Annotated in this window: 20 protein-coding genes; 10 read left to right on the top strand and 10 right to left on the bottom strand. The window is 40.1% G+C overall.

Annotated features, from left to right (window positions below; genetic code table 11):
- Positions 1-117: 117 nt before the first annotated feature.
- The 3 genes from proS to floA all read left to right on the top strand — a co-directional run bounded on the left by proS (position 118) and on the right by floA (position 3,259).
- The gene (gene proS / locus JL001_RS00650; protein ID WP_200974239.1) at positions 118-1,599 is read left to right on the top strand and encodes a proline--tRNA ligase; all 1,482 of its coding nucleotides are present in this window, start codon (positions 118-120) and stop codon (positions 1,597-1,599) included.
- Between the two features lie 187 nt (positions 1,600-1,786).
- The gene (locus JL001_RS00645) at positions 1,787-2,248 is read left to right on the top strand and encodes an NfeD family protein (protein WP_200974238.1); all 462 of its coding nucleotides are present in this window, start codon (positions 1,787-1,789) and stop codon (positions 2,246-2,248) included.
- 3 nt (positions 2,249-2,251) lie between these two features.
- A complete protein-coding gene (gene floA / locus JL001_RS00640) occupies positions 2,252-3,259 on the top strand; it encodes a flotillin-like protein FloA (RefSeq protein ID WP_200974237.1) in 1,008 nt (335 codons plus the stop codon).
- 66 nt (positions 3,260-3,325) lie between these two features.
- Here floA and JL001_RS00635 read toward each other — a convergent pair whose 3' ends face one another.
- On the bottom strand, positions 3,326-4,897 hold the full coding sequence (locus JL001_RS00635; protein WP_200974236.1) for a WG repeat-containing protein: 1,572 nt from the start codon (positions 4,895-4,897) through the stop codon (positions 3,326-3,328).
- Positions 4,898-5,049: 152 nt separating this feature from the next.
- Complete coding sequence (gene hemA / locus JL001_RS00630) at positions 5,050-6,321, bottom strand: glutamyl-tRNA reductase (protein ID WP_192011243.1); 1,272 nt, start codon at positions 6,319-6,321, stop codon at positions 5,050-5,052.
- Positions 6,322-6,565: 244 nt separating this feature from the next.
- Here hemA and JL001_RS00625 point away from each other — a divergent pair, with 244 nt between their 5' ends.
- Positions 6,566-7,282: a ComEA family DNA-binding protein gene (locus tag JL001_RS00625; RefSeq protein ID WP_200974235.1), complete on the top strand. Its 717-nt coding sequence runs from the start codon at positions 6,566-6,568 to the stop codon at positions 7,280-7,282.
- On the opposite strand, the gene JL001_RS00620 is transcribed toward JL001_RS00625, so the two are convergent.
- Positions 7,279-8,916, bottom strand: a complete 1,638-nt coding sequence (locus JL001_RS00620; protein WP_200974234.1) for an amidohydrolase — start codon at positions 8,914-8,916, stop codon at positions 7,279-7,281. The genes JL001_RS00625 and JL001_RS00620 overlap by 4 nt on opposite strands.
- A gap of 50 nt (positions 8,917-8,966) precedes the next feature.
- On the opposite strand from JL001_RS00620, the gene JL001_RS00615 reads away from it, so the two are divergent.
- Positions 8,967-9,434, top strand: coding sequence for a type I restriction enzyme HsdR N-terminal domain-containing protein (locus tag JL001_RS00615; protein WP_200974233.1), 468 nt, complete (start codon positions 8,967-8,969; stop codon positions 9,432-9,434).
- Between the two features lie 514 nt (positions 9,435-9,948).
- Positions 9,949-10,707: an ABC transporter substrate-binding protein gene (locus JL001_RS00610; RefSeq protein WP_200974232.1), complete on the top strand. Its 759-nt coding sequence runs from the start codon at positions 9,949-9,951 to the stop codon at positions 10,705-10,707.
- Between the two features lie 10 nt (positions 10,708-10,717).
- Here the strand turns inward: JL001_RS00610 and JL001_RS00605 are convergent, their stop codons facing one another.
- The 6 genes from JL001_RS00605 to JL001_RS00580 form a co-directional block, all read right to left on the bottom strand.
- Positions 10,718-11,572, bottom strand: coding sequence for a prephenate dehydrogenase (locus tag JL001_RS00605; protein WP_200974231.1), 855 nt, complete (start codon positions 11,570-11,572; stop codon positions 10,718-10,720).
- Between the two features lie 19 nt (positions 11,573-11,591).
- Positions 11,592-12,752 (bottom strand): pyridoxal phosphate-dependent aminotransferase, encoded by a 1,161-nt coding sequence (locus JL001_RS00600; protein ID WP_200974230.1) that lies wholly within the window; start codon positions 12,750-12,752, stop codon positions 11,592-11,594.
- 6 nt (positions 12,753-12,758) lie between these two features.
- Entirely contained in the window at positions 12,759-13,592 is an 834-nt protein-coding gene (locus JL001_RS00595; RefSeq protein ID WP_200974229.1) for a prephenate dehydratase, read from the bottom strand.
- A gap of 151 nt (positions 13,593-13,743) precedes the next feature.
- Positions 13,744-14,955 carry a 3-phosphoshikimate 1-carboxyvinyltransferase gene (locus JL001_RS00590; RefSeq protein ID WP_200974228.1) on the bottom strand — a complete coding sequence of 404 codons (1,212 nt, stop codon included), beginning with the start codon at positions 14,953-14,955 and terminating at the stop codon, positions 13,744-13,746.
- Positions 14,952-15,989 carry a 3-dehydroquinate synthase gene (aroB, locus tag JL001_RS00585; protein ID WP_200974227.1) on the bottom strand — a complete coding sequence of 346 codons (1,038 nt, stop codon included), beginning with the start codon at positions 15,987-15,989 and terminating at the stop codon, positions 14,952-14,954. Before aroB ends, JL001_RS00590 begins: the two co-directional genes overlap by 4 nt.
- A gap of 31 nt (positions 15,990-16,020) precedes the next feature.
- Positions 16,021-17,124 (bottom strand): chorismate mutase, encoded by a 1,104-nt coding sequence (locus JL001_RS00580; protein WP_200974226.1) that lies wholly within the window; start codon positions 17,122-17,124, stop codon positions 16,021-16,023.
- Between the two features lie 545 nt (positions 17,125-17,669).
- Here JL001_RS00580 and JL001_RS00575 point away from each other — a divergent pair.
- The 3 genes from JL001_RS00575 (at position 17,670) to JL001_RS00565 (ending at position 22,010) form a co-directional block, all read left to right on the top strand.
- A complete protein-coding gene (locus JL001_RS00575) occupies positions 17,670-18,857 on the top strand; it encodes a proline dehydrogenase family protein (RefSeq protein WP_200974225.1) in 1,188 nt (395 codons plus the stop codon).
- An 18-nt stretch (positions 18,858-18,875) separates the two neighbouring features.
- Complete coding sequence (gene lysS, locus JL001_RS00570) at positions 18,876-20,594, top strand: lysine--tRNA ligase (protein WP_200974224.1); 1,719 nt, start codon at positions 18,876-18,878, stop codon at positions 20,592-20,594.
- Positions 20,595-20,792: 198 nt separating this feature from the next.
- The gene (locus JL001_RS00565) at positions 20,793-22,010 is read left to right on the top strand and encodes an arginine deiminase family protein (protein ID WP_200980264.1); all 1,218 of its coding nucleotides are present in this window, start codon (positions 20,793-20,795) and stop codon (positions 22,008-22,010) included.
- 12 nt (positions 22,011-22,022) lie between these two features.
- On the opposite strand, the gene JL001_RS00560 is transcribed toward JL001_RS00565, so the two are convergent.
- Entirely contained in the window at positions 22,023-24,785 is a 2,763-nt protein-coding gene (locus JL001_RS00560; RefSeq protein ID WP_200974223.1) for a putative LPS assembly protein LptD, read from the bottom strand.
- 64 nt (positions 24,786-24,849) lie between these two features.
- Between JL001_RS00560 and JL001_RS00555 the strand changes: the two genes are divergently transcribed.
- The gene (locus tag JL001_RS00555) at positions 24,850-25,647 is read left to right on the top strand and encodes an N-acetylmuramoyl-L-alanine amidase (RefSeq protein ID WP_200974222.1); all 798 of its coding nucleotides are present in this window, start codon (positions 24,850-24,852) and stop codon (positions 25,645-25,647) included.
- The last annotated feature ends 28 nt before the right edge of the window (positions 25,648-25,675 follow it).

The following is a 25,675-nucleotide window of genomic DNA, read 5'->3' as shown; positions in this document are numbered from 1 at the left end:
AACTCGTAACACTATATACGTGCACTTCGGAGGAGGGTTATAATTTTTTAAATTATATTTGCTTCCCAAAATGGAAGCGAAAGTTAAAGAGTTTTTTCAAAACAACAAATTATACTCATGAGCAAAGGACTGCCCAAGAGAAGTGAGGACTACTCACTGTGGTACAACGAACTAGTAAAAAAGGCTGACCTTGCAGAGAATTCGGCAGTAAGAGGCTGTATGGTTATTAAGCCATATGGCTATTCTATCTGGGAAAAAATGCAGCAGCAGCTCGATCAGATGTTTAAGGATACAGGGCATAGCAATGCCTACTTTCCTTTATTTATTCCCAAGTCCTATTTATCCAAAGAGGCAAGCCATGTAGAGGGTTTTGCCAAGGAGTGTGCAGTGGTGACCCATTACCGATTAAAGAATTCTGAAGATGGAAAATCGGTAATTGTGGATCCGGAAGCGAAATTGGAGGAAGAATTGATTGTACGCCCAACTTCTGAAACGGTTATCTGGAGCACGTATAAAAACTGGATTCAATCTTATAGGGATTTGCCTTTAAAAGTAAATCAATGGGCAAATGTGGTCAGATGGGAAATGAGAACAAGGCTTTTCTTAAGGACAGCTGAATTTCTGTGGCAAGAAGGTCACACGGCTCACGCCACAAGAGAAGAGGCTGTTGAGGAGACCGTGCAAATGATGAATGTCTATGCACAGTTTGCGGAAGAGTTCATGGGTGTGCCAGTAGTGAAAGGAGTAAAAACAGAGAATGAGCGTTTTGCAGGAGCAGAGGAGACTTATTGTATTGAGGCAATGATGCAGGATGGAAAGGCTTTACAAGCTGGGACTTCCCATTTTCTCGGTCAAAATTTTGCCAAAGCTTTCGATGTGAAGTTTGCAACCAAAGAAGGAGGGCTTGATCTGGTTTGGGGGACTTCTTGGGGTGTAAGTACCCGTCTGATGGGGGCATTGATTATGGCGCATTCTGATGATAACGGCTTGGTGCTGCCTCCAAAACTGGCGCCAATTCAAGTGGTGATTGTTCCGATTTTTAGGAGTGAAGAAGAGCTGCAAGCAATAGAAGAGAAGGCTCATGAAATCATGGATAAGCTCAAGCCTTTGGGGATATCTGTGAAATTTGACCATAGAGATACACAAAAGCCAGGCTGGAAGTTTGCTGAATATGAACTCAAAGGAGTTCCTTTGAGGATTGCTCTAGGTCCGAGAGATTTGGCCAACAATACTGTGGAAGTAGCTAGAAGGGATACTTTGACGAAAGAAATGATCAACTTGAATGAGGTTGAAATAGATCAATATATTTCTGGAAAGCTTGATGAGATCCAGGAGAACATTTATCAAAAGGCACTTCAATTCAGAGAAGAGAATACGACCGAAGTGAATAGCTGGGAAGAATTCCAGGAAGTCATTGAAGAGAAAGGTGGATTTGTGTCCGCGCATTGGGATGGTACTTCTGAAACGGAAGATAAGATCAAAGAACTGACCAAGGCTACAATCAGGTGCATCCCACTGGATCAAGTAAAAGAAGAAGGGGCTTGTGTGCTTTCTGGAAAACCTTCAAAGGGAAGGGTGCTTTTTGCTAAGGCATACTGATAATTTTTTCTGTTCATGCAAACCGCATCAACTAGCTGGCAGTGGTTATAAACCATAGGAGGCTCGTTTGATGCGGTTTAGTTTTTTAAGGGAAAGAAAGCGTAATGAGGTGTAAAGGCCAAACTTTTAGTTTCGTTTTATAATCCCAGAAAAACTCTCTATTTTCAGCTAATCAATTAAAATTTTTATGACTTGGGCTATTATAATAGGGCTGCTGCTGATCGGTCTTCTTCTGGTAATGCTAGAGGTGATTTTCGTGCCAGGAACTACGTTGGTAGGTGTCTTAGGAGTGATCTTTAGCGGGCTTGGTGTTTACTACAGTTTTCAGCATTATGACTTTCAGATAGCAATGTATGTGCTTGGAGGGGCTGTTTTGGCTAATGTCCTGGTGATTTTTTATGGTTTTAAGTCTGGTTTGTGGAAGCGATTTTCCCTTAAGGATACGATCAGTGGAAGGACATACGATGACCGCTTGGTAGGCCTGGAAGTGGGGCAAAGAGGAAGGACACTTTCTGATATTAAACCTTACGGTAAAGCTGAATTTGGAGACAAGATTTATGAGGTGAAGTCTAACACTGGTTTTATCTCATCAGGTCAAGAAGTAGAAATTCAACAACTTGAAAACAACAGAATTATCATTAAACAATAAACTATGGAAATGTCTAATTCGGCAATAATTTTAATTGCAGCCTTTGGTGGGCTGATATTGCTATTTATCTTTCTTTATTTTGTCCCTGTCAACCTGTGGATCACTGCGATTTTTGCCAATGTCAAAGTAGGCATTGGGGAGCTGATTGGGATGCGAATTCGAAAAGTTCCACCAAGTATTATCGTCAATTCACTGATTACTGCCACCAAAGCTGGTTTGAATTTGACCACCAATGAATTGGAAACACATTATCTGGCAGGAGGGAATGTCCCAAATGTGATCCGGGCATTGATTTCGGCAGATAAGGCCAATATTAACTTGTCTTTTAAGCAAGCTACAGCAATAGACTTGGCAGGTAGAGATGTGTTTGAAGCGGTTCAGATTTCCGTTAACCCTAAGGTGATCAATACACCAAGTGTAGCCGCTGTGGCTGCCGATGGTATCCAGCTGATCGCCAAGGCAAGGGTAACAGTGAGGGCCAATATCGCTCAGTTGGTTGGTGGCTCTGGAGAAGATACCATTTTGGCAAGGGTAGGGGAAGGGATTGTAACCTCTATTGGTTCTGCCAAAACCCACAAGAGTGTGTTGGAAAATCCTGATAAGATTTCTAAGTTGGTACTGGAAAGAGGCTTGGATGCGGGAACTGCATTTGAGATATTGTCCATTGATATTGCGGACATTGATGTAGGTACCAATATTGGAGCCAAACTGCAGATTGACCAAGCTTCTGCGGATTTAAAGGTTGCTGAGGCTAAGGCGGAAGAAAGAAGGGCGATGGCTGTGGCTTTGGAACAAGAAATGAAAGCGCGTAATGTGGAGATGAGAGCTAAGGTGGTAGAAGCAGAGGCCGAAGTGCCTAAAGCAATTTCTGAGGCTTTCCGTTCTGGAAATCTCGGGATTATGGACTATTATAAAATGGAAAACATTAAGTCCGATACAGAAATGCGGGATTCCATTGCGAAGCCCGATGAAGGTAAAAAAGGAGATAACAAATCCAAAGGAGACAAATAATGCTACTCTAGGAAATAAAAAAGTAAAGGGCAAGGTTAAACTAACCTTGCCCTTTACTTTTTGTACTCATTTACTTTTCTTCTTTTTCTTTCTTCCTCCTTTGGCTTCATCTAAAACAGGAGGAGTATAAATGTCTTCTGCCAGTATTTTTTGAGTTCCATTATCGATCAGTATATTTTGATAATAAACTGGTAAAGAAAGTTCTCCTGATTCATTAAGGATACCGAACTTATTATTTTTTTGAACTATTATTTTATCATATCCTTCCCTGCGGAGAGATTCAAAAATTGGTGCGGTTATTTCTTTTCCCAATGGATCTATAATGCCATAGAGGCCTTCTTGTTCAGTGATATAATATTGGTCATCTGAGAGGGAAATCTGCTCATAATATTGGGACAGCAGTTCCTTGCCGCTTTTATCTACCAGGTTTGCCCGACCATCCTTTTTTACAATAGAGATACCGCGATGGAATTCTCCTACTTCATCGTATTGTGGCGAAATGACCGTTGTTCCATTCCTGTCAGTGTAGCCCCAAAGGTTCCCCAACTTTACACCAGCTAAGCCCTCTGAGAACTTATTGACAGCTTCGAACTTGTTAGGGATAACCAATTTTCCAGCTCTATTTACAAAGCCAAAATGCCTCTCTTTTAAGGCACCGTAAAGCTCTTCTTGCCCAGGAAGTATCGAAGTGACACTGTCGCACGGCACTACTCTCCATACACCTTTGCTATCCAAAAGACCAACCCTGCCGTTTTTGAAGTAAACATTATAGTGGTCTTTGTCGATCCGGGTTACATGATCCATACCCATGATATCCAGAAGAATTCCATCATTCTTCATTATCCTTCGCAGTCTTCCATGAATGTACTCAAGGATTACATCATTTTCCAATGTGATTTTATGGTAACTGCTGTACCTGATGTCTGCATCATCCTCTGTCGCTTTTAGTAGCATGTACTGGTTTTCATTATAACCATAAAAAAAATCGCCTTCCAAGTACTTTAAGGTATCAAGAATTGGGTCTAAAATGTAATCGCCTTTCCGATTGATCAGGCCATAACCACTTGGCTCATGGGAGATAATAGCCCCGTCTGAAACTGGTTGAAGGTCTTGATAAATTTGGTTGGGGTTATCCGATAGAGGCAGCATATATCCCGCAGGAGTTTTTGCAATAACCTGTCCATTTTGAGCAATATAGGCTGACTCAAAAGATCCAATCGGCTTCAGCACCTTGGTCCCGATATCATAGTGGAAATAGGTGGTTCCCTTTCTTCCTAATAGCTGGTTATAATGCGTGTCAATATGATCATACTCTGGCTTCAAGATTTGCTCGCCATATTCATGGTAGGCGCCATATTTGTCATTGCCTTTTACCAGTATCCAAGGACTTAGGTATTGATATATTTCTGATCCTTCTAGGTCAAGAAAAGGTTCGTAATTATTATTGAGTAGCTTTAACTTTTGATCTTTATCACTTACACGGATGGATTCACTCAATAAGAAGATGTGATCATTGTTGATTTTTTGTACCAGATTAAGTTGGGTGTCATAGACCTCATATACCTGGGCTTGGCAGACGCTAAAAGCAATCAGTGACATGGATATTGTGATGATCCACTTCTTTAAATTACTTGTCATTGAAAAGATGCAGTTTAAATTTGGACTCTAAAGTAAGAGGAATGTTGGTGTTTTTCAAAAAATGTAAAAAACAAAAACAGGCTAAGTAAAAAATACTACTAAAAGCATTGCTTAAGCAGGTTTGAAAAGCATTTTGGTAAAATAAATATTATTTATGCGTGCTTGGTGTTTTCCTTTTCCAGATCAAAAAGGTCCGATATGATATCGATCATTCCTTCAGCTTGGTCTTTTTTGCAGGCAGCTCGGAGTTGTACTACCGGAACTTTGATGATCTTCTGCATCATGCTCTTGGTGATCTTATCTATTACAGCGTATTCCTGTTCACTGGCATTTTTTAAATAGCGCTCCAGCTCCTCTTTTCTGATTTGCTCCAAGGCATTCTTCAGTTTGTTGATGGTAGGGGATACCATCATTTCTTTTTTCCAATCGTAAAATTCCTCAATGCTTTCTTCAATGATTCCTTCTACTTGTGGCACTGATGCAAGCCTTCTTTCCAAAGCTTCGGTGGCTTTGCTTTGGATGTTGTCCACGTTATAGAGAAGAACTCCGGGAACATCTTCCACGGTAGTTTCTATGCTTCTTGGTACAGATAAGTCAACAAACAATTTATAGCTTTGTATGTTGAACTTTTTGGTCAGCTCTTTAGTGATAAAAGGGTCTGATGCTGCAATGGAAGATACGACTACATCTGCTTTGTCCATGGCATCATAAACTTCTTCAAATGGAATGACATTATGGCCAAGTTCAGCGCCCATACGAACCGCTTTTTCATGGGTTCTATTGGTTAGGGTTACTTCGGCATTTGGGATGTAAACCATGTTCTTGGCCACATCTTCTCCAATTTCGCCCAATCCTACCAAAAGAATTCGTGGATTGATAGTATTGGAAGTAAGTTCTTCAATTAGTTCTACAGCCGCATAGGAAACAGAGGCTGCTCCATCCCTGAAAGCCGTTTCCTGAACGACTCTTTTGTTGGTGAAAAAGATGGTATGCATCAGCCTGTGAAGGAAAGGTCCGGCCATTTCCATGTCAGAGGCTGCCTGATAGGCTCTTTTGACTTGATTAGAGATTTGCATGTCACCAACTACCTGGGCTTCCAAGCCCATAGAGACTTTGAAAAGGTGTTGGATAGCTTCTTTGTCATCCTGGATAATATCAAAATACTCAAGATAAGAAACGACATTATGAAGCCCCTTTTCAGTTCCGATAAGCTTGATGATCTCAACACTTAAGTCAAGCTCATGCGCATAGTACACTTCTGTCCTGTTGCAGGTTGATAAAATTAAAGTATCCTTAACATTGAAGAATTCCTTTAATTTTACAAGAAGTGAGTGAATAGCCTTGTCGTCCAGCGCTATAATTTCCCTGATTTCTACAGGGGCATTTTTATAGGAAAGACTAATGGCTTTAAACTTATGCTGCATTATCAGTAATTTTAGACTACAAATTTATCACAGAAAGCGCACGAAATGAATTATTTCGCAATTGCTGTTGGTAATTTAAAATCTGTCTAAATAATTCAAGGCTTTCTTTCTGTTCTATTTCACTGCAATAATGCTAAATATTTGAAATTAATTCCAATATGATTAATTTATGAGTGATAGATGAAATCTATTGAGAGTAATTGTTTGATACTGATTTGTTTCGGATTGTTTAAGCTCGGTTGTTATGAAAAGATCATTTTTTTACTTTTTGAAGAGTTACTTTGGTTTTAGCCAACGGGAAGCCAAGGGGTTTGTGTTAGTGGTTCCTTTCATCTTATTTATGGCTTTTTTGCCTGTCATTTGGGAAGCCTATCAACGTCAAAAATTGGAGGCTGACTATAAAACCTATTTAGCCTTGGCGGATAGTTTATTGTTGGCGGATATGGAAATACAGGAGGAAGACAGCTTGGTGAAGAAAAACTCCTTTACTTTAGTTTCTGCACCTTCCAAAGAGCAAAAAGATACCAATCGGTGGAGAAAGGCTCCGACAAAAAAGCCTGTAATAAACAAGATAAGCTTTGCTGAGGCAGATTCTTCGGTATTGCAAATTGTACCCGGGATTGGAGAGAAGCTTGCTGGCAGGATTGTTAAATTCAGGGAAAGTCTAGGAGGTCTATATTACCCAGAGCAGATAATGGAGGTTTATGGTCTTGATGAAGAAGTGGCTAAGCGGGTTTTTGATTATTTCACCTTTGAGCCTTCCATCTCACACAAATTGGATATAAATATAGCTAGCGCAAAAGAGCTTTCCGCCCATCCCTACATAAAATACGGGGAAGCCAAGGTTCTTGTGGCATACCGGGAGCAGCATGGGAAATACCAATCTCTAGAAGATATTTTGTCCATTAAAATATTTTCCGAGGAATGGGTCAATAGACTTAAGCCTTATTTAAGCTTTTAGTAAACTTTCTCACCTCCCAAATAAGTGGAGCTTATTTTGATATCTCGCAGGTTTTCTTCAGGAGCGGTCATGATGTCTCTTTCAGTAATAACGAAGTCAGCCAGCTTACCTTTTTCGATGCTTCCCTTTAAGTTTTCTTCAAAATTAGCATAAGCAGCCCAAACTGTCATCCCTTTCAAAGCTTGTTCCCTATTCAGTTTATTCTCGGATTGGAAGCCTTCTTCGGGCCAATTATTGGCGTCCTTTCTGGCTATAGCAGCATGAAATCCGAGTAAAGGGTTTATGCTCTCTACTGGAAAGTCACTTCCCAATGCGACCATATCATTCTGATTCATCAAATCTTTGAAAATATAAGCATGTTTGATCCTTTCAGGGCCAAGCCTGTCTTCGGCCCAGTACATGTCTGAGGTAGCGTGGGTCGGTTGTACAGATGGAATGATATTGTATGTGGAAAATTTCTCGATATCTAAAGGATTGACTACTTGGGCGTGCTCTATTCTCCACCTTTTGTCATTTTCTCCTTTGAGTACTTTCGCATAAATGTTCAATAAAACCCTATTAGCCGAATCACCGATGCAATGTGTATTCATCTGGAACCCGTGTTCGTCGAACTGCTCGGCAAGTTTAAGGAAGTTTTCTTGGGTATCGAGTAAAAAGCCAATTTCTTCTGGGGCATCATGGTAAGGGGCGAGTAGGCTTGCTCCTCTGCTACCTAAAGCCCCGTCACCATAGACCTTGAAGCTTCTGACGGTCAATGACTCGTTTTGGAACGGACCCTTATCAAAGTAATATTCCAGATTGCTTTCGGAAGGGGTGATCATGGCATAAATTCTCATTTTTAAACTGCCTTCCTTTTGCATGGCTTCCATCAATTCAATGGTTTCTTTGTCCAGTCCAGCGTCTACGACGGTCGTTAATCCTACTTCAAAGCAATTTTTCTGGGCTTCAAGAAGAGCTTCTCTTGCTTGATTATTGCTAACTGGAGGGATTTTGGAAGATACTAGATCTATTGCATTGTCTACCAAAACACCGGAGACTTCACCTTCTTCCAAAACGATTTTTCCTCCACTAACATTGGTGTTGCTGGTGATACCTCCCATCTCTAAGGCTTTTTGGTTGGCAACAGCAGCATGACCATCGATCCTTGTAAGCAAAACTGGGGTGTTTGGAAAAGCTTCATCCAGAAGTTTTTTGTTTGGGAAAACTTTTTCCTCCCACAGATTTTGGTCCCATCCTCTACCGAGAACCCATGCTTGGTTGGGGTGTTGCTCTCTGTGGGACTTAACAGCCTCGATTATTTTTTCGAAAGAATCAATTCCAGTGAGGTCGGCTACTTTCAGGCTAAGGCCATATCTGTAAAAATGAGAGTGAGCGTCTATTAGCCCTGGATAAACAAATTTGCCTTTTAGGTCGATGATTTCTGGTGCATTGAATGAGTTTAAAATTTCATCATTGGAACCAATGGCAATAAATTTACCGTCCGTAATAGCAAAAGCTTCCGTCTGGGAGAAACTACGGTCTACAGTGTACACGATTCCATTGTGCACGATTAGATCTACGGTTTCTTTTTCTTGGCAAGAGAAGAAGGAGAGAAGAAGTGCGCTTAATAGATATTTTAGTTGAGTCGATTTCATTTTTCTAGTGCTTAGTTTTATTTAAAGTATTAAGCTTGGATATTTGTAGCATGACAGCAGCAGACTTTCCTTTTCTAGAGGCGCCACTTAACTTGCCAACTACAGATTTTAAGATTACGACTGAAAATGGGAAATTAAGTATTTTCGATGCTTTAAGAAAGAAGTTTTTGGTTTTGACTCCTGAAGAATGGGTTAGGCAGCATCTTATCTATTATTTGGTAGAGTACAAGAAATACCCCAAGAGTCTTTTTGCATTGGAAAGAGGGCTGAAGTACAATCGACTGAGCAAACGTTTTGATATTTTGGTGCTCGATAGGGAAGGTCTACCTTTTTTATTGGTGGAATGTAAAGCTCCTGAAGTGAAACTGGATCAGAAAGTGGTGGAACAAGTTTGTGTCTATAACAAAACCATCAATGCTCGGTTTATGGCGATTAGCAATGGAGTCCAGCATATATGTCTAGAGTATGTGGAAAGCACAAATTCTTATCGACAAATACAAACTTTTCCTCAGTTTTAAGGTGGAGAGCTGTGGGCGTTTTTTGGTCCCATTTATTTAATAAAGTAAAATCCTATTTTCTGTATATCTAGTTGAGCAATTAATGTGTTGATTGATAATGAACTATGTGTAGAGTCTAAACTCATGGCTTGCCATAAAATTTAAATAATAGCCATGCTTAATTTTTAGGCTGCTAAATCGAGAAAGTGGACGTTACACATAAACAAACATTAATCATAAGTTTTTATATTTATTTTAAAAAGATAATGAAAGTTTTTAATTTCAAAAACTTTTTATAATTTTGATAAGATCAAGACCTTTCAGGTATAAACCCTAAGATTATTGAATAGGGGTTGAGGAATTCCAATTTGTCAACTCTCCAATAGAATTTTAAAAGAAGCTTATTTGATTAAGTGAAACAGTAGAACTTTCTTTATACGGTTTAATAGGTGAAAAAATCCCCGAAATTTTCGGGGATTTTTTTGCTATTACTACAATAGCTCCGTTTTTAGTGGATTGAAGAAAATTTAGCAGCATGTATTATAGGGATCAAATGGATAGGAAAGTTTGGATAGAGAAAATCCCAAAAAGGATTGTTTCATTGGTGCCATCTCAAACGGAGCTTTTATTGGATCTTGGGCTGGAAGATAGGCAGGTAGGAGTGACTAAGTTTTGTGTTCATCCTTCTCGCATAAAGAAAGAGAAAACGATAATAGGTGGTACTAAGCAGTTTCGTTTTGATGTAATTAAAGAACTTCGTCCAGATTTGATTATTGGGAATAAAGAAGAGAATTACAAAGAAGGAATTGAGAGATTGGCTAAAGATTATCCGGTTTGGATGAGTGATGTTTTCAAACTCGAGGATGCTTTAGAAATGATAAGAGAAGTCGGGCTGATAACAGGAAAAGAACAGGAAGCTTACAATATCGCCAAATCTTTAGCTGAAAAGTTTAAGCAGACTTTCCCTCAAAGAGGCACAGCGGTGTATTTGATTTGGCAAGAGCCTATTATGGTGGCAGGGAAGAATACGTTTATCAACAATATGATGAGGAAAGCGGGTTTTAAAAACCTAATTGAAGAAGAACGTTATCCTTCTATTTCATTGGAAGAGATCATTTTACTAGATCCTGATTATGTTTTACTAAGCTCCGAACCTTTTCCTTTTAAGGAAAAACACATGGACTTTTTTAAGAAAGCTATACCAAGGGCAAGAGTGAAACTGGTGGATGGAGAAATGTTTTCTTGGTACGGAACAAGGCTGTTACAGGCTCCAGAGTATTTCAAATCAATCTAAGAGTCATCCATTATTTTTTCAAATCCAGTATGTTTCCAATTTGATTGGTGTTTTTCATTTTATCGAAAAGCTCTTCGTATTCATCATTGACTAAATTATCACGGAAATCGATCAGGTTTTTTATGTAGCCGTTTAGGGCTTCTAGAATATTTGTTTTGTTCTCCTGCATGATCGGTGTCCACATATCGGGGGAGCTTTTTGCCAATCGAACAGTGGACGCGAAGCCACTTCCAGCCATATTGAAAATGTTTTTGTCATTTTCCATCTTGTCCAAAACTGTTTTGCCCAGCATAAAAGAGCTGATGTGGGAAAGATGTGAAACAAAGGCCAGTTGATTGTCATGGTCGTGAGGTTCCATAAACCTGATTTTCATGTTAAGCGCTTCAAAAGCTTCGTAGGCTTTGGCTTTCAGGTTAAGGTCAGTTTTTTCAAGCTCACACAAAATCATGATCTTGTTGAGAAGCAAGTCCGGAAGAGCGGCTGCAGGTCCAGAGTATTCCGTTCCAGCAATTGGATGAGCAGCCAAGTAGTTTTGTCTTTTGGGGTGTTGGCTAATCGCTTTGCAAATTTCCTCTTTGGTTGAGCCAAAATCCATGACTAAAGTCTCAGGTTGGATTTCATCCAGGGTTTTTTGAAGGAGAGCACTGATGGTATGTACCGGTGTTGCGATGATGATTATGTCCGTGTCCTGCGGGGGATTGTCAGATTTTTTATCAATAATTCCCAAGGAAATCGCTTCATCCAGGTGTGTAGGGTTTCTGTCTGTTCCGCTGATTTTAACGGATGGAAAGGCTTTTTTAATCCCTAAAGCAAATGAGCCACCTAAAAGTCCTAATCCAATAATGTGTATTTTTCTTAGCTCCATATTGTTTTGGTTTTACAGGCTATTTGTTCCAAGATGCATTTATTCGATCCAAAGCCTCCTGTATGGTGTCCTCAGGCACACACAAGGAAAATCTAATGTAACCATGGCCATTACTCCCAAAAATATCACCTGGAGTAATGAAGATATGGTTTTCATAAAGCAGTTTGTCCACCAAGGCCATTGGGTCGGTTTTATCAGCTAATTTGGCCCAAACAAACATGCCTGCACTTTCTTTTTCGCAAATAGCACCTACTCTTTCAGCTAATTTCCAGACAAGTTCTCTGCGTTTTTGATAAATACTGTCCATTTGGTCAAACCAGCTACTTTCCAAATTTAGGGCGGCAATAGCTCCTGCTTGAATGCCCAAAAACATGCCTGAGTCCATGTTGCTTTTTACTTTTAACACTTCCTTAAGGTAATTGGCTTGGCCGCAGAGCATTCCTACGCGCCAACCGGGCATATTGAAAGTTTTGCTCAGGGAATTAAGCTCCAAAGCAATCTCTCTAGCTCCTTCTATGGAAAGGATGCTAATTGGTTTTTCTGTGAGGATAAAGCTGTAAGGGTTGTCATTGACCAATAGGATTTGGTTGTCTTTAGCAAAATCTACTAGTTTCATTAAGGTTTCAATATCAGCCGTCGCCCCAGTGGGCATATGGGGGTAGTTGACCCACATCAGTTTGATTCCTTCCTCTGCCAGTTTATTTAACTGATCAAAGTCAGGGAGCCAACGACTCTCACCCTTTAAATCGTAATAAATAGCTCTAGCGCCTACTAATTCAGTGACAGAAGAATATGTCGGATAACCAGGATTTGGGATCAAGACCTTATCACCCGGGTTTAAGTAAGCCATAGAAATATGCATGATGGCTTCCTTGGATCCCATCATGGGAAGTATTTCATCCACAGGAGATAAAGAGGTGTTATAATATTTTTGATAAAAAGCAGCAATGGACTCCCGGAGTGCAGGGCTGCCTTGGTAGCTTTGATAGCCATGGGAAGTTTCCATTTGGCTAGTGCTATTTAATGCCTCAATTACACTTGGGTGGGGGGGCAAGTCTGGGCTGCCAATTCCCATATTGATAATTGGGTGACCTTCTGCCTTTAGTTTGGCAACTTCCCGGAGCTTTTTAGAAAAATAATATTCTTTAACTTGGTTTAGTCTTTCAGCAGGCTTGATCATAGTAGGTTATTTAGTGTTTTTATACTCTCCCAAAACTTTGATTTTATGGCCTCTATTGGTGAGGATCTCGATTGTTTCATGATAGTCGTTGACATTGTTGAATATCATGTCAATGAAAAAAGCATAATTCCAAGGCTCATCTATAACAGGAAGTGACTGGATTTTGGAGAGGTCAAGGTTGTGCTCACTCATTGTGGTCAATACTTTGGCTAGGCTTCCAGGTTCATTTTTAATGATCAATTTGATTGAGGCTTTGTCGAAAGAGTCTTTTTCACGAGCCTTGTTTTCCTTTTGGACAATACAAAACCTCGTAAAGTTATTTTTGATCGTCTGTATGTCAGAAGCCAGAATGTCCAATTGGTAGAATTCAGCAGCTGATTTTCCGGCTATTGCGCCGACGCCTTTTAGTTTTTTATCACTAATGGTTTTGGCTACCGCAGCAGTGTCAAGATCCTCAATCAATTTGATGTGGGGATAATGTTCAAAGAAAGCTTTGCATTGCAATAAAGCCATTGGGTGGGAGCGTACTTCTTTGATGTCTTCAATGCTTTGACCCTTCAATGCCATCAGTTGGTGGGCGATGGGAAGATAAAATTCCCCAATGATGCTGAGGTTGTTTCTGTCCATCAAATCATAATTGGGGAGGATGGCTCCAGCAATGGAGTTTTCCAAGGCCAATACCCCAATATCAGCTTCCTCATTGATGATTTTTCGCACCAATTCGGAAAAGCTCAGGCATTCTACGACATTGATTTCAGAACCAAATTTATTTAGAGCTACTTGATAGTGGTAGGAGCCTTTGATGCCTTGAATGGCTACTCGTTGTTGTGGAGATTTCAATTTTGTGGAGGTTAGGTCAAGTGTTAGAATTGTCCAGTGAAATTAGATCAGTCCATGCAAAATATCAATATCAATTGATTGACTTTTCACTAAAATGGTTCCTGTAGAGAAAATAAAAGCTGTCCACATTTGATAGACAGCTTTTAAGTATTTACAAAATGCCCACCAGTTCGCAATGTTTCCAAAAGCTCGGATAGGATTTGTTGACTACTTCTTTGTCTTCAATGATGACTTTCGTTTTGGTGGCTAAAGGCATAAATGCCATGGCCATCCTGTGGTCATCATAAGTGTGAATGGTTACTGTTTCAGGAATACCTGTGGATGGAATAAGCGTAAACACTTCGTTTTCTTCTTCCACCAATTGGGCATTGAATTTGGCCAGCTCTTGCTGAAGGGCATAAATCCTGTCCGTCTCTTTGATTCTTAGGCTTTCCAGTCCTGTGAATTTACTTTTTTGACCAATGAGAGCACAGGTCACCGCAACTGTTTGGGCCAGGTCTGGGCAATGTGTAAAGTCAAACTCCTGAAGACCGGTAACCGGCTTTTTTGTAAGCTGTATTCCTTTATTGGTGAATTCACTTTGAACTCCCAATTTATCCATGATGTCTACAACTTTTGAGTCTCCTTGAAGGCTGTCTTTTTTGAGACCTTTAAGGAACAATGAACCTTTTTCAGCACAGGCCAAGAGGCTGAACCAATAGCTGGCTCCTGACCAATCACTTTCCACTGCAAAGGCTGTGTTTTTATAAGACTGGTGAGGTACATTAATGATATTATCTTGGAAAGTATATTGGATGCCAAACTGTTTCATCAGCTCCAGTGTCATTTCAATATAAGTTCTCGATCCAATTTTCCCGGTTAGCTCCAACGTTAACCCTTTGGGAAGTAGGGGAGCGTTCATCAATAAAGCAGAAATATACTGACTGCTTACGTCTCCACGGATTTTGACATGATCGGTGAGTTGCTCAGAAAAACCTTGGGTTTCCATTGGAGGGTATCCCTCTTTTCCTTTGTAATTGATTTTAGCGCCAATACTTCTGAGAGCGTCCACCAAAATGCCAATTGGCCTTTCACACATTCTAGGAGTGCCTGTTAGAGTTTTTTTTCTGTTTGACAAAGCAGCATAAGCGGTCAAAAAGCGCATGGTGGTACCAGCGTCCAAGACATCCAGAATCTCTGGATCTTCTCGAAGAAGTCTGATCATGGTTTGGGTATCCCTTGCTTCTGCCAAATTGGAGATGTCGTTTTCTCCCTCTGTAAGCGCATCAATGATCAATACCCTGTTACTTTCGCTTTTTGAGGAAGGCAATGGGATAGTGACCTCACCAAAACTGGGTTTAGGTGCTAATGTTATATTGTTCATGGATGTTGAGCGTTGTAAAAATTTAGGGATTCAATGATGTCATCAAGGCTAACGGCAATATTATAATCGCACTCTCCGATTTTTTTCAAGAGAGAACAATTGATGGTTTTTCCATCATTTTTCTTGTCTTGGAAGCACAATTGAGCAATGGCATCTAGGTCTTCTGTAGGGATTTCAACTTTACCAAATATTCCCAAAAGGGTTTCGGTGATGGTATCAAGTTCATCTTTGGGAAGTCTGATATGCTGATGGGATAAATAGGCTTCAGCAATCATTCCAATAGCAATTGCTTCCCCGTGGAGGAGGTGCCTCTCAGTATCAAGATAAAAGGATTCCACCGCATGACCAACAGTGTGGCCAAAGTTGAGGATTTTTCTTAGTCCTTCTTCTTTTGGGTCTTTGCTGACCACATCTTTTTTGATGTAAACCGATTTTTCAATAATGTCCTTCCAAACTTGGGTTTCCCAATGATGTAGCTTTAGACTTCTGAAGTAATTCTCGTTTTTGATCAGGCCATGTTTAATGACTTCCGCGTAACCAGATCTAAGTTCTGGCAGGGGTAAAGTCTTCAAAAAAGCATCAGAGATAATTACAGTTTCCGGTTCATTGAATACTCCAATGTGGTTTTTGAACCCGTTGAAATCAATGCCAAGCTTACCGCCCACACTGGCATCTACTTGTGAAAGGAGAGAGGTGGGGATATTGATGAATTTTACGCCACGCTTGTAGGTGCTGGCACAAAATCCACCCATATCTCCAGTAACTCCACCTCCTAGATTGATGATCAGTGATTTTCTGTCAAATCCGCAATCTGTCATCCATTGCCAAATGTCCTTGCAGGTGTCCAGGTTTTTATTGATCTCTCCTGCTTCAAACTGAAAATGTTCGTGGGGAGGAAGTGTTTCCTGAACTAATGGATAACAAGCTTGATAGGTATTGCTATCTGCTATAAGACCTAATTTGGAAAAGCTCTTGCTTTTAAGATACCTTTCCAAATCGGTTGCTATTTGCGATGAGAAAATGATTGATTCCAAGGGATTTTATTTATTTACAAATATAAATTACTTAGGCATCTTTTTTTACGGTGTCGCCTGATCTAAGCTGTTTTTCTTGTCTTTTTACAGACTCCTCATGAATAGTGAAAAGCAACTCTTTCATGAATTTTTCGCTTAGTCCTTTCGCCACACCTTTGTCAGTTCTGGAGTCCATCACTTGTTTCCATCTGTCAGACTGAAATACCGTCAATTTGTGCTCTCTCTTGTGCGAACCGATTTGGTCAATAACAGAGAATCTTTCAACCAAAAGATCGATTAACTGGTCGTCCAAATGGTCAACAGCTGTTCTTAGGTCGCTAAGTCTTTCGCTTGGTTTTTCGGCACCCAAAGTGCTTTTGAAATCAATTTTAGAAAGAATATCTTTTAGTTGAGCAGGTGTAACTTGCTGCTTGGCATCACTCCATGCATTATCAGGATCATGGTGGGTTTCAATCATCAAGCCATCCAAGCCAAAGTTGATGGCTCGTTGAGAAACTTCTAGGATACCATCTCTTTTCCCTACAATGTGACTTGGGTCATTGATCACTTCCATTCCTTTCCATTCTCTCTTAAGGTGGATAGGCATGGACCAGTTAGGTTTGTTTCTGAATCGCTTATCATATGCATCACTGAAACCTCTGTGAATGGCTGCAAGCTTGTCGATTCCCACAGCGTGAAGTCTTTCGAGTGCTCCGATCCACAATTGAAGGTCAGGGTTCATTGGGTTTTTGACCATTACAGGGATGTCCGTTCCTCTTAGTGCTTCAGCAATTTCCTGAACAGCAAAAGGGTTGACAGTTGTTCTGGCACCGATCCAAAGCACATCAACTTTGTGTTTTAAGGCCAATTCAACGTGAGCAGTGTTACCAACTTCAGTAGTGATAGGGATATTTAGATGATGTCTAACAATCTCCATCCATTTAAGTCCGTCTTCACCAATGCCTTCGAAGCTTCCTGGTCTAGTTCTTGGTTTCCAGATTCCAGCACGGAAAATTGAAGGAATGATATTTTCCTTTTTCATTTCTAGGCAAACTTTTTCTACCTGCTCTGGAGTCTCAGCACTACAAGGTCCTGCGATGATAGTGTGGCCTTTTAGGCCCAAGCCCCATTCTGACGTTTTTAAGTGATCTTTCATTTTGTTGTTTGATTGAAATAAAAAAGCCCGACTCTTTCGAATCGGGCTTTTTAAGTTTATGTATGAATTTTATTTTTTATCCAGACAATAAGCAGCTCCGATTCGGCCTTGAGGACGAAAGTAAAAAAAGAAAAAGATAAAATATGTAGCTGCTTGTTTAATCATGGCTTCAAAATTAGGGGGTGGAAATTTAAAAAACAATAAAAACTAAATTATTTTTTTGTGAATTCAATATTTCTTAATTGGGTTCTGTTCAGAGTGATATAATAAGAAAGTGTGGTGCTTATTTACGGTATTTTATTTGGTGAGAAAAGGTGTTTTTTTCAAAAATGCAGAAACAAATTTTGTACGTTTTTTTTCGGAAAAATATGCATAAAATTCTCTGATTCAATATTACATTCGCGGACTGAGATTACTCAGTGGAAATTAGAGAGTTGGTGGCTTGTCGATCATTGAGCTTGGCAGGCTTCTTGTCCAATATAAATAAGGATTAAAAACAGCGTCTGAAGACGTTTTTTTATATATTTGCACCTTGATTCAAAACGATGAATACAAAACCCAATATTTCTTTTGAGAATACAGAGATTGCCTTTGCATCCAGGACGGATGTAGAGTTGAAAAAAATGTATCTCATTTTTGCGGTGATGGATAGTAATCTGGCTGTAAAGTTGGGCACTGGTCTGGCTGATGTAGCTTTTAAATTGAAATTGCCAATAAAAGGGATCATGAAGAAAACCATGTTCGGCCACTTTTGTGGAGGAGAGAGCATTGAAGACTGCTCCAAGTCCATTGGGGAATTAAAACAGTATGGTATTGGTACCATATTGGATTATTCCGTTGAGGGGAAGGGAACAGAAAAAAGTTATGATTTTACCCGCGATGAGATCCTTCGAACCATTGAAAGATCAGCCGGAGCAACGGAGATTCCTTTTACTGTATTTAAAGTTACAGGTCTGGGAAGCTACAAGATCATGACAAAGGTACAAGCTGGTCAAAAGCTCAATGCCAAAGAACAAGAGGCTTTTGAGAGGCTGAAAGATCGTGTGGATGCATTGTGCAAATCGGCTTATGAGCACGATGTGCGCATTATGATAGATGGAGAGGAAAGCTGGTTCCAGGATGTAATTGACGATCTGGCTTATGAAGCAATGGAGAAGTATAATAAGGAAAAAGCCATTGTTTACAATACCTATCAAATGTACCGAAAAGATATGCTAGGTTTGTTGAAGGCGGCCCATCAAGAAGCTGAAATCAAAGGTTATCATGTTGGTGCCAAGTTGGTGAGAGGAGCATATATGGAAAAGGAAAGAGATAGAGCGGAAGATATGGGTTATCAAAGCCCTATTCAGGATACAAAAGAGGATTCTGATAAAGATTATAATGCAGCTCTGAAGTTCAGTATTGAGAACAAAGACCGTATTTATCTGGTCAGTGGCTCGCACAACGAACTGAGTAATATTATCCTTACTGAATTGATGAACCTTCATGGTTTGAAACCAGAGGATAAGAGAGTGTTTTTTGCTCAACTTTATGGGATGAGTGATAACATTTCTTACAATTTGGCCTTTGCAGGCTATAATGTAGCGAAATACGTGCCTTATGGGCCTGTGGAGTCTGTGATGCCTTATTTGTATAGAAGGGCTGCGGAAAATACCAGTGTGGCTGGTCAAAGCAGTAGGGAGTTTGAGTTGATTAAAAATGAGATAGCACGAAGAGCAGCTATCAAAAAATAAATAAATATATCTAAGCACATGCAATTACTGAGCGAACAAGAGATAGAGCGAAGAAAAGACAGGGAAGCCTTGATGAAACTGGGGATAGATCCTTATCCTGCTGTTCAGTTTCCTATCAATGTCACTTCGGAAGACATCCATAAGAACTATGAAAACCATAAAACGGACTATAAGGATGTTTCTATAGCTGGACGTTTGATGAGTAGAAGGATCATGGGGTCTGCCTCTTTTGGTGAAATCCAGGATTCCTCAGGTAGATTGCAGATATATGTAAGGAGGGATGATATTTGTCCGGGAGAGGATAAGACGCTCTATAATACAGTTTTCAAAAAGTTGCTTGGAATAGGTGACTATATTGGTGTTAAGGGATATATTTTCACGACACAAACTGGAGAAATTTCGCTTCATGTTACTGAATTGACGGTTTTGGCAAAGTCCGTGAAGCCACTTCCTGTAGTGAAAAGAGATGAAGAAGGAAATGTGTTTGATGGATTTACTGATCCGGAATTAAGGTATAGACAGCGATATGTTGATCTTACTGTTAATCCAGAAGTGAAAAATGTCTTCATTACCAGGTCAAGAATCATCTCAAACATGAGAAGGTATTTTGATGATCATGGTTGGTTGGAAGTAGAGACTCCAATCTTACAGGCTGTTCATGGTGGTGCTGCTGCCAGGCCATTTGGTACTCACCATAATTCATTGGACATGCCACTTTATCTGCGTATCGCCAATGAGCTTTATCTAAAAAGATTGATCGTAGGAGGCTTTGATGGAGTGTATGAGTTTGGGAAAATGTTCCGAAATGAAGGAATGGATCGGACTCATAATCCAGAGTTTACTTCTATGGAAATTTATGTGGCCTATAAGGACTATATCTGGATGATGGAAATGGTGGAAGACCTATTGGAAAAGGTTACTGTTTCTGTCCACGGCACTTCTAAAGTTAAAGTAGGGGATAAAGAAATTGATTTTGCTGGTCCTTACAGAAGATTGACCATGTTTGATTCCATCATGGAATATGCAGGTGTCGATGTGAGTAAAATGAATGAGGCAGAGTTGAGAGGTGTATGTGCTGACTTTGGTATTGAAGTGGATGAGACCATGGGTAAGGGCAAGTTGATTGATGAGATTTTTGGTGAAAAAGTAGAAGCCAATTTAGTTCAACCAACTTACATTACCGATTACCCAATCGAAATGACACCTTTGGCCAAAAAGCACAGAACGGAGAAAGGTTTGGTGGAGCGTTTTGAGCTGTTTGTGAATGGTAAGGAAATAGCCAATGCCTATACAGAGCTGAATGACCCAATTGATCAGCGTGAACGTTTTGAGGACCAATTGAAGTTGGCAGAAAGAGGGGATGATGAAGCAATGGCCATGGACGAAGATTTCTTAAGAGCTTTGGAATATGGAATGCCTCCAACTTCTGGACTTGGAATAGGAATAGATAGGTTAACGATGCTTTTGACGGACAATTCTACTATCCAGGAGGTGCTTTTCTTTCCTCAAATGAGACCAGAGAAAAAAGTGAAAATTGCTACCGATGAGGACTTTATAGCTTTGGGTGTTGATCCTGCCTTGGTGCCTGCCATTAGGGATTTGAATATTCATACCATCGAGCAATTAAAGGAGCAAGATGCCAATAAGCTCTTTAATGATGTTTGTGGAAGGAGGAAAAAGCTTAAGCTGGACGCAAAGAATCCTAGCAAGGATGAAGTAGCCAGTTGGTTGGCTTAACATTTGTATTAGGCTTCTTGTCAGTGAGTTGTGATTTTGTGGTTCATTGAAAATACATTATAAAAAAAGGGTTGTACCGGACAGTACAACCCTTTTTTTATGTCAATGATAATGATAGGTGTAATTTGTTTCGTAATTGGTAGTATTTATTGTACATTGTTGTTAAATATGAAATAAATTTAGGTAAGTAAAAATATGATTGACCTGAGAATTAACTCTGAATTTGGAACACTTAAGACAGTGCTAATGCATCGTCCTGGAAAGGAAATAGATCGTCTTACACCTTATAATAAAGAGTTGTTGCTTTTTGAGGATGTTCCTTATTTAGAGGCCATGCAGGTGGAGCATGATTACTTTACCAATATCATCAAACAGACCACAGGTGCTAAGGTTTTAAGTCTTCATGAGCTTTTGATGGAAACCATGGCAGATGACAAAATACTTTTTAAAATGATGGAAGAGGCGCTTTCATTTTCTAGGCTGTCCCATTTCACGGAAAGTATTTTGGGGAGGTTGTCTACCTCAGAATGCGCTACTGCACTAATTGCAGGAATCAAGGTACATGAACTTAAAAAAAAGATTAGTAAGCTACCCTTGGTGGATCTTATGGATTATGCTTTTATTATTCCACCTTGTCCCAATTTGTATTTTCAACGAGATCCTGCCGCCCTCACTCCAGGGGGAATGATTTTTTCAAGTATGAAGATGGAAGGTCGACAAAGAGAAGCCAACGTTATCAGGGCAATATTTGAAAACCATCCGGATTTTAAAGGCAGTGTAAATAAAATTTACCCGGTAGATGGGCACAACAACCCTGCTTGTATAGAAGGAGGTGATGTGATAGTGCTTTCAGAAAAAGCAGTAGCTATCGGTAATTCTGAGCGAACAGATGAGAAAGCCATCTACCATGTGGCCAAGGCCTTGCTGGCAGAGGGAACTGTGGAACGGGTTTATGAAGTGCATATGCCCAAGCAAAGAAATTTTATGCATTTGGATACAGTGTTCACAGTATTGGATGAGAATTTGGTTTTGACCTATCCTGATGCTTTGGAGTCTGTTTTACAAACCTCTCTTTACACCCTGAAAAGCAATGATGGAGATCAGGTGCACATTAAGAGAACTGTACTGAAAGAGTCGCTGCTGACTGTTTTAGAGAAGGAAATTCCGTATTTGGAAGTGATTCATCTGGGAGGCAACGGCAATAAAGATATTGCTTTGCGCGAACAATGGTTTGATGGTGCTAATGTTTTTGCGATCGGTCCTAGAAAAGTAATTTCCTATAGAAGAAACAAACATACCAACAGGGCATTGCGGGATATGGGGGTGGAAGTGCTCGATATTCCTTCTTCAGAACTGAGTAGAGGCTTAGGCGGTCCAAGATGTATGACCATGCCGTTGAGCCGAGCTAAAATTTAATTTACTGTTTCATTAATAATCGAAGAAGGACCTTCTTCTGGATACCTTGAGGTCTTGTAGGATACTAGCTTTTACCCTAATGTCAATGTTATAACTGGTGAATGAGCCAAATGGAATCCAGCTGACATTCATTTGCCAACAGTGAAGGTCTCTGGCGATGCCGATCATGGATTGGGTGATCTTTTGAGTAGACAAGTCCAAGCCGGTATTGAAGTTGACTTTCCATTTTTCTGAGAAACTGATATCTCCTGATAAATTGATGGCTTGGGTGATATTGGTTTTCCCAGTATTGTCACTCTTACTGTAGCTCAGGTTGTAACCATAGTTGATGTTCCAAGGGATACTCCAATCGATGTATTGACTGGGATCATTGGCTATTCTTTCAATTTCATTTTCGACGAAATCATTCATCTGCCCACCTTGCTGGAGGAATTCATTGGTAAGTTCCTCTCGGGTATCTGCTGGAGTTTTTTCGGCGCCTCTTGGGTTATAACTACCATTGATGTTTAAGTTGGCCCTGCTGAAACTTCCTACGCCTTGACCGTTTTTCCATGCGTATTCACTCGTTCTACGGGTGTAGTATTCTTCTGTAGACTCATTGTAATAGGCTTGGGTAGCATAGGGGTTTAAGGTGGCGGAAAGAGCAACCGAGATTTTATTGTCAAAGAAAGTAGTCCTTGTGCTCATACTGATGGGAGCAAGGTTAAAGGAGTCAGCTACAAAGTTGTAATTGGTCGAAATATTGAATGACTGTAATAATGGAAACTTTTTCGTTGAGGCTTCTGTGGTATCACTTTCAATTCTCTTTTTGGCCTCTAACGTGTTTCTAATTGAAATATTCAGTGACCTTGATTCTCCTCTTGGTGCTCCTCCATAAAGAAAACCTTGGAACCTACTGTACATTTGCGTATTTCCTTCTTCATCTACCTGAACAGTTTGATAATAACCATACTTTGGGTCAGAAAAATCAGGCGTAAATGACATACCTATAGTCGGTTGCACATGGTGTCTGATGGCTTCGATTTTAGAATTCTTGCCAAACGTGTAAAAACCATAGATATTGGTGGCCATGTTAAAGGAGGTGTTATAATAACCTACTCTGCTAAAGCCATTTTCTAAGATTCTATCCACACGCTCTTCTGGTGCATTGTAGAAATAATTGATCCTGTCCAAGTACCAAAGCTCTGTGTATTGGAAGCCCGCAGTTCCTGTGAAGTACTTAAAAAGAGTGAAATTAGAGGAAACCGGAATGGATTGTCTGAAACCATTTTCTGCTTGTTTGAAGAGTTTTGGTAGGTTAGCCCAAGTAAATGGGATCACATCAGGTGCCTCATAATCATCCTCGAAAGCATCATTTTGCAAATATTCGTTTTCAATGCCCAGCTCCTGAACCACCTTATTATTGATGGAGTTCTGTAACTCAAAATTCCATGCAAAGTTCAAGGTTTTCAAAGGTTCGAACTTGGAGTTTTTAAAAGGCGTTTGACGGTTCATATTCACCGAAACATTAGGCAAAACCAAAGAAACTTCATCTGTCTGAACATTTTGTGAATGCCTTAGATTAGCAGACATACTAAATGGGGTTCCAGTAAAGGTTTTGCTATACGAAATATTTGAAGTAAACTCCGAATTGGTATTTCGCATATAGTTGGTGGGGTTCACCACTAAGTTATTGTAATTGGTGGTACCTGCATTGACGGAGGCCGAAAACCTGGAATTACCTCTGGATTCTGGACTGTGACTCCAATTGACCCATACAGTAGTGTAGTCCAGTGGGTTTGCTTCTGTTTCTGGACTTCGGAATTGTTGATAATCCACATTGAATCCACCACTGTAGCGATATCGCTTTTTGTAAGCTGTAGCAGCTTTTACGCCATAGCCACCTTTTGAGTAGATCTCACCAGTCAATCTACTATGGATATAGTCGTTAAAGGCGAAGTAATAGCCAAAATCCCTCAGATAAAAACCTCTTCTTCTTTCCTCTCCATAAGAAGGAATAATAATTCCGGAAACTTGTTCTTCTTTCTGATCAGGAATAAATCCAAAAGGCAAACCTACTGGTGTAGGGATACCATTGAAGTAAAGGTTAAAGGGACCGGAAATGGTTTGTTTGCCCTCTACGGATTTTATTTTACTGGAAGAAATGTGCCAATGCGGCTCTGCCAGATTACAAGTGGTGTAAAAGCCATGGCTTAAATATACATTCCCTTCGTTATCTTTTTTCACTGTTTCACCGCGTAGGAGCCCTTCTTGCTGTTCGGTAACCACGTCGGAGATAATGGCTTTGCTGGTTTTGAAGTTGTAGCGCATGTCCTTTCGGATTTCATAAGTACTACTTCCTTCCTTAAAGATGGGGCTTCCCTGTACCGTGCCCGTAGAGTCTTTGACACCAGAGGCATAAAGTTCATTTTTCTCCCAGTTGATTTCTATGTAATCAGCATCCAATCGGATGTTTCCATACTCAAACCACGCTTTATTATAAAGGTAAACTTTCTTCTCTTTAAAGTTGGAGAGAATGCTGTCTTGAGCAGCATACTTAATAGTGGTCTCAATGTCTCCTTTGGGCACAACCTTTGCTGAGTCAATCGAAGGAATGGAGTCATTCAAAATTAAACTATCTGGCAGCGTAGGGGGGATAGAATCGATTGGTGAGGGTAACTCTGGTGCAATGATCTCTTTCTCAGCAGGGTTCCTGAAAGTTTTCTGAGCCATGGAGGCTCCAAGGGAAATTATGAGTAAGATAAAGGAAAGATAAGCTACCTTAATATTCTGCACAGATTTACTTCTATTTGCTTCAAAAATTTTTAAATTTCGCGTAAAGTTAACGTTAATAATGTTTATGAAACGAACCAGTATCAAAAATGTTATAATAATTTCTTTTCTGACCTGCTTTGCATTGCTCTCAGCTTTTGTTCCTGCTGGAGAGAAGACCAGGGAGTTCAAATTGAGAAGGGTTGTTATAGACGCTGGACATGGAGGAAAAGATTCTGGTACACTTGGCGGAAGGTCAATGGAAAAGGATGTGGCATTATCTATTGCCCTACAAGTGGGGAATTATATAGAGAAGTATATTCCTGATGTAGAGGTGATCTACACACGGAAAACAGACGTTTTTATTGAGCTGGAAGAAAGAGCCAATATTGCCAATAGAAACAAGGCAGATTTATTTGTGTCCATTCATTGCAATGCGGGACCTTCGGCTGCCTATGGCACAGAGACCTATGTGATGGGTTCCTATGATTTGAAGAGAAACTTCGAAATTGTAAAAAGGGAGAACTCTGTAATTCTGATGGAAGATGGCTACAAAGAAAATTATGAAGGGTTTGATCCTAAATCACCAGAATCCTATATGATGTTCAACCTGATGCAAAAGGCTTATTTTGCAAGCAGCCTTTCCTTAGCACAAAAGATAGAGAATGATTTCAAGAACAAACTGAACAGAAGAAGTCGTGGTGTGAAGCAGCTGCCTCTGATGGTACTTTGGAGATCCAGCATGGCCAGCGTGTTGGTGGAGACTGGTTTTCTTTCCAACTCCAATGAAGAAAGGTACCTAAACAGTGAGAATGGCCAAGCTTATTTGGCATCGGCCATATACCGATCCATTAAAGCCTATAAGGAAGAGATTGAGGCATATTGAAAAGCCCTACTAATTTAAAAAGCCAGCT

Origin of the sequence: Echinicola sp. 20G (genome assembly GCF_015533855.1) — a bacterium.
In the GTDB taxonomy this organism is placed as follows: Bacteria; Bacteroidota; Bacteroidia; order Cytophagales; family Cyclobacteriaceae; genus Echinicola.
Note: the sequence above shows the minus strand (reverse complement) of the source record. Positions and strands in the feature narration are given on the sequence as shown.

Excerpts from the sequence above, each read along its gene's own strand:
- proS (WP_200974239.1), top strand. The coding sequence starts at position 118 with ATGAGCAAAGGACTGCCCAAGAGAAGTGAGGACTACTCACTGTGGTAC.
- JL001_RS00645 (WP_200974238.1), top strand. The coding sequence starts at position 1,787 with ATGACTTGGGCTATTATAATAGGGCTGCTGCTGATCGGTCTTCTTCTG.
- floA (WP_200974237.1), top strand. The coding sequence starts at position 2,252 with ATGGAAATGTCTAATTCGGCAATAATTTTAATTGCAGCCTTTGGTGGG.
- JL001_RS00635 (WP_200974236.1), bottom strand. The coding sequence starts at position 4,897 with ATGACAAGTAATTTAAAGAAGTGGATCATCACAATATCCATGTCACTG.
- hemA (WP_192011243.1), bottom strand. The coding sequence starts at position 6,321 with ATGCAGCATAAGTTTAAAGCCATTAGTCTTTCCTATAAAAATGCCCCT.
- JL001_RS00625 (WP_200974235.1), top strand. The coding sequence starts at position 6,566 with ATGAAAAGATCATTTTTTTACTTTTTGAAGAGTTACTTTGGTTTTAGC.
- JL001_RS00620 (WP_200974234.1), bottom strand. The coding sequence starts at position 8,916 with ATGAAATCGACTCAACTAAAATATCTATTAAGCGCACTTCTTCTCTCC.
- JL001_RS00615 (WP_200974233.1), top strand. The coding sequence starts at position 8,967 with ATGACAGCAGCAGACTTTCCTTTTCTAGAGGCGCCACTTAACTTGCCA.
- JL001_RS00610 (WP_200974232.1), top strand. The coding sequence starts at position 9,949 with ATGTATTATAGGGATCAAATGGATAGGAAAGTTTGGATAGAGAAAATC.
- JL001_RS00605 (WP_200974231.1), bottom strand. The coding sequence starts at position 11,572 with ATGGAGCTAAGAAAAATACACATTATTGGATTAGGACTTTTAGGTGGC.
- JL001_RS00600 (WP_200974230.1), bottom strand. The coding sequence starts at position 12,752 with ATGATCAAGCCTGCTGAAAGACTAAACCAAGTTAAAGAATATTATTTT.
- JL001_RS00590 (WP_200974228.1), bottom strand. The coding sequence starts at position 14,955 with ATGAACAATATAACATTAGCACCTAAACCCAGTTTTGGTGAGGTCACT.
- JL001_RS00580 (WP_200974226.1), bottom strand. The coding sequence starts at position 17,124 with ATGAAAGATCACTTAAAAACGTCAGAATGGGGCTTGGGCCTAAAAGGC.
- JL001_RS00575 (WP_200974225.1), top strand. The coding sequence starts at position 17,670 with ATGAATACAAAACCCAATATTTCTTTTGAGAATACAGAGATTGCCTTT.
- lysS (WP_200974224.1), top strand. The coding sequence starts at position 18,876 with ATGCAATTACTGAGCGAACAAGAGATAGAGCGAAGAAAAGACAGGGAA.
- JL001_RS00555 (WP_200974222.1), top strand. The coding sequence starts at position 24,850 with ATGAAACGAACCAGTATCAAAAATGTTATAATAATTTCTTTTCTGACC.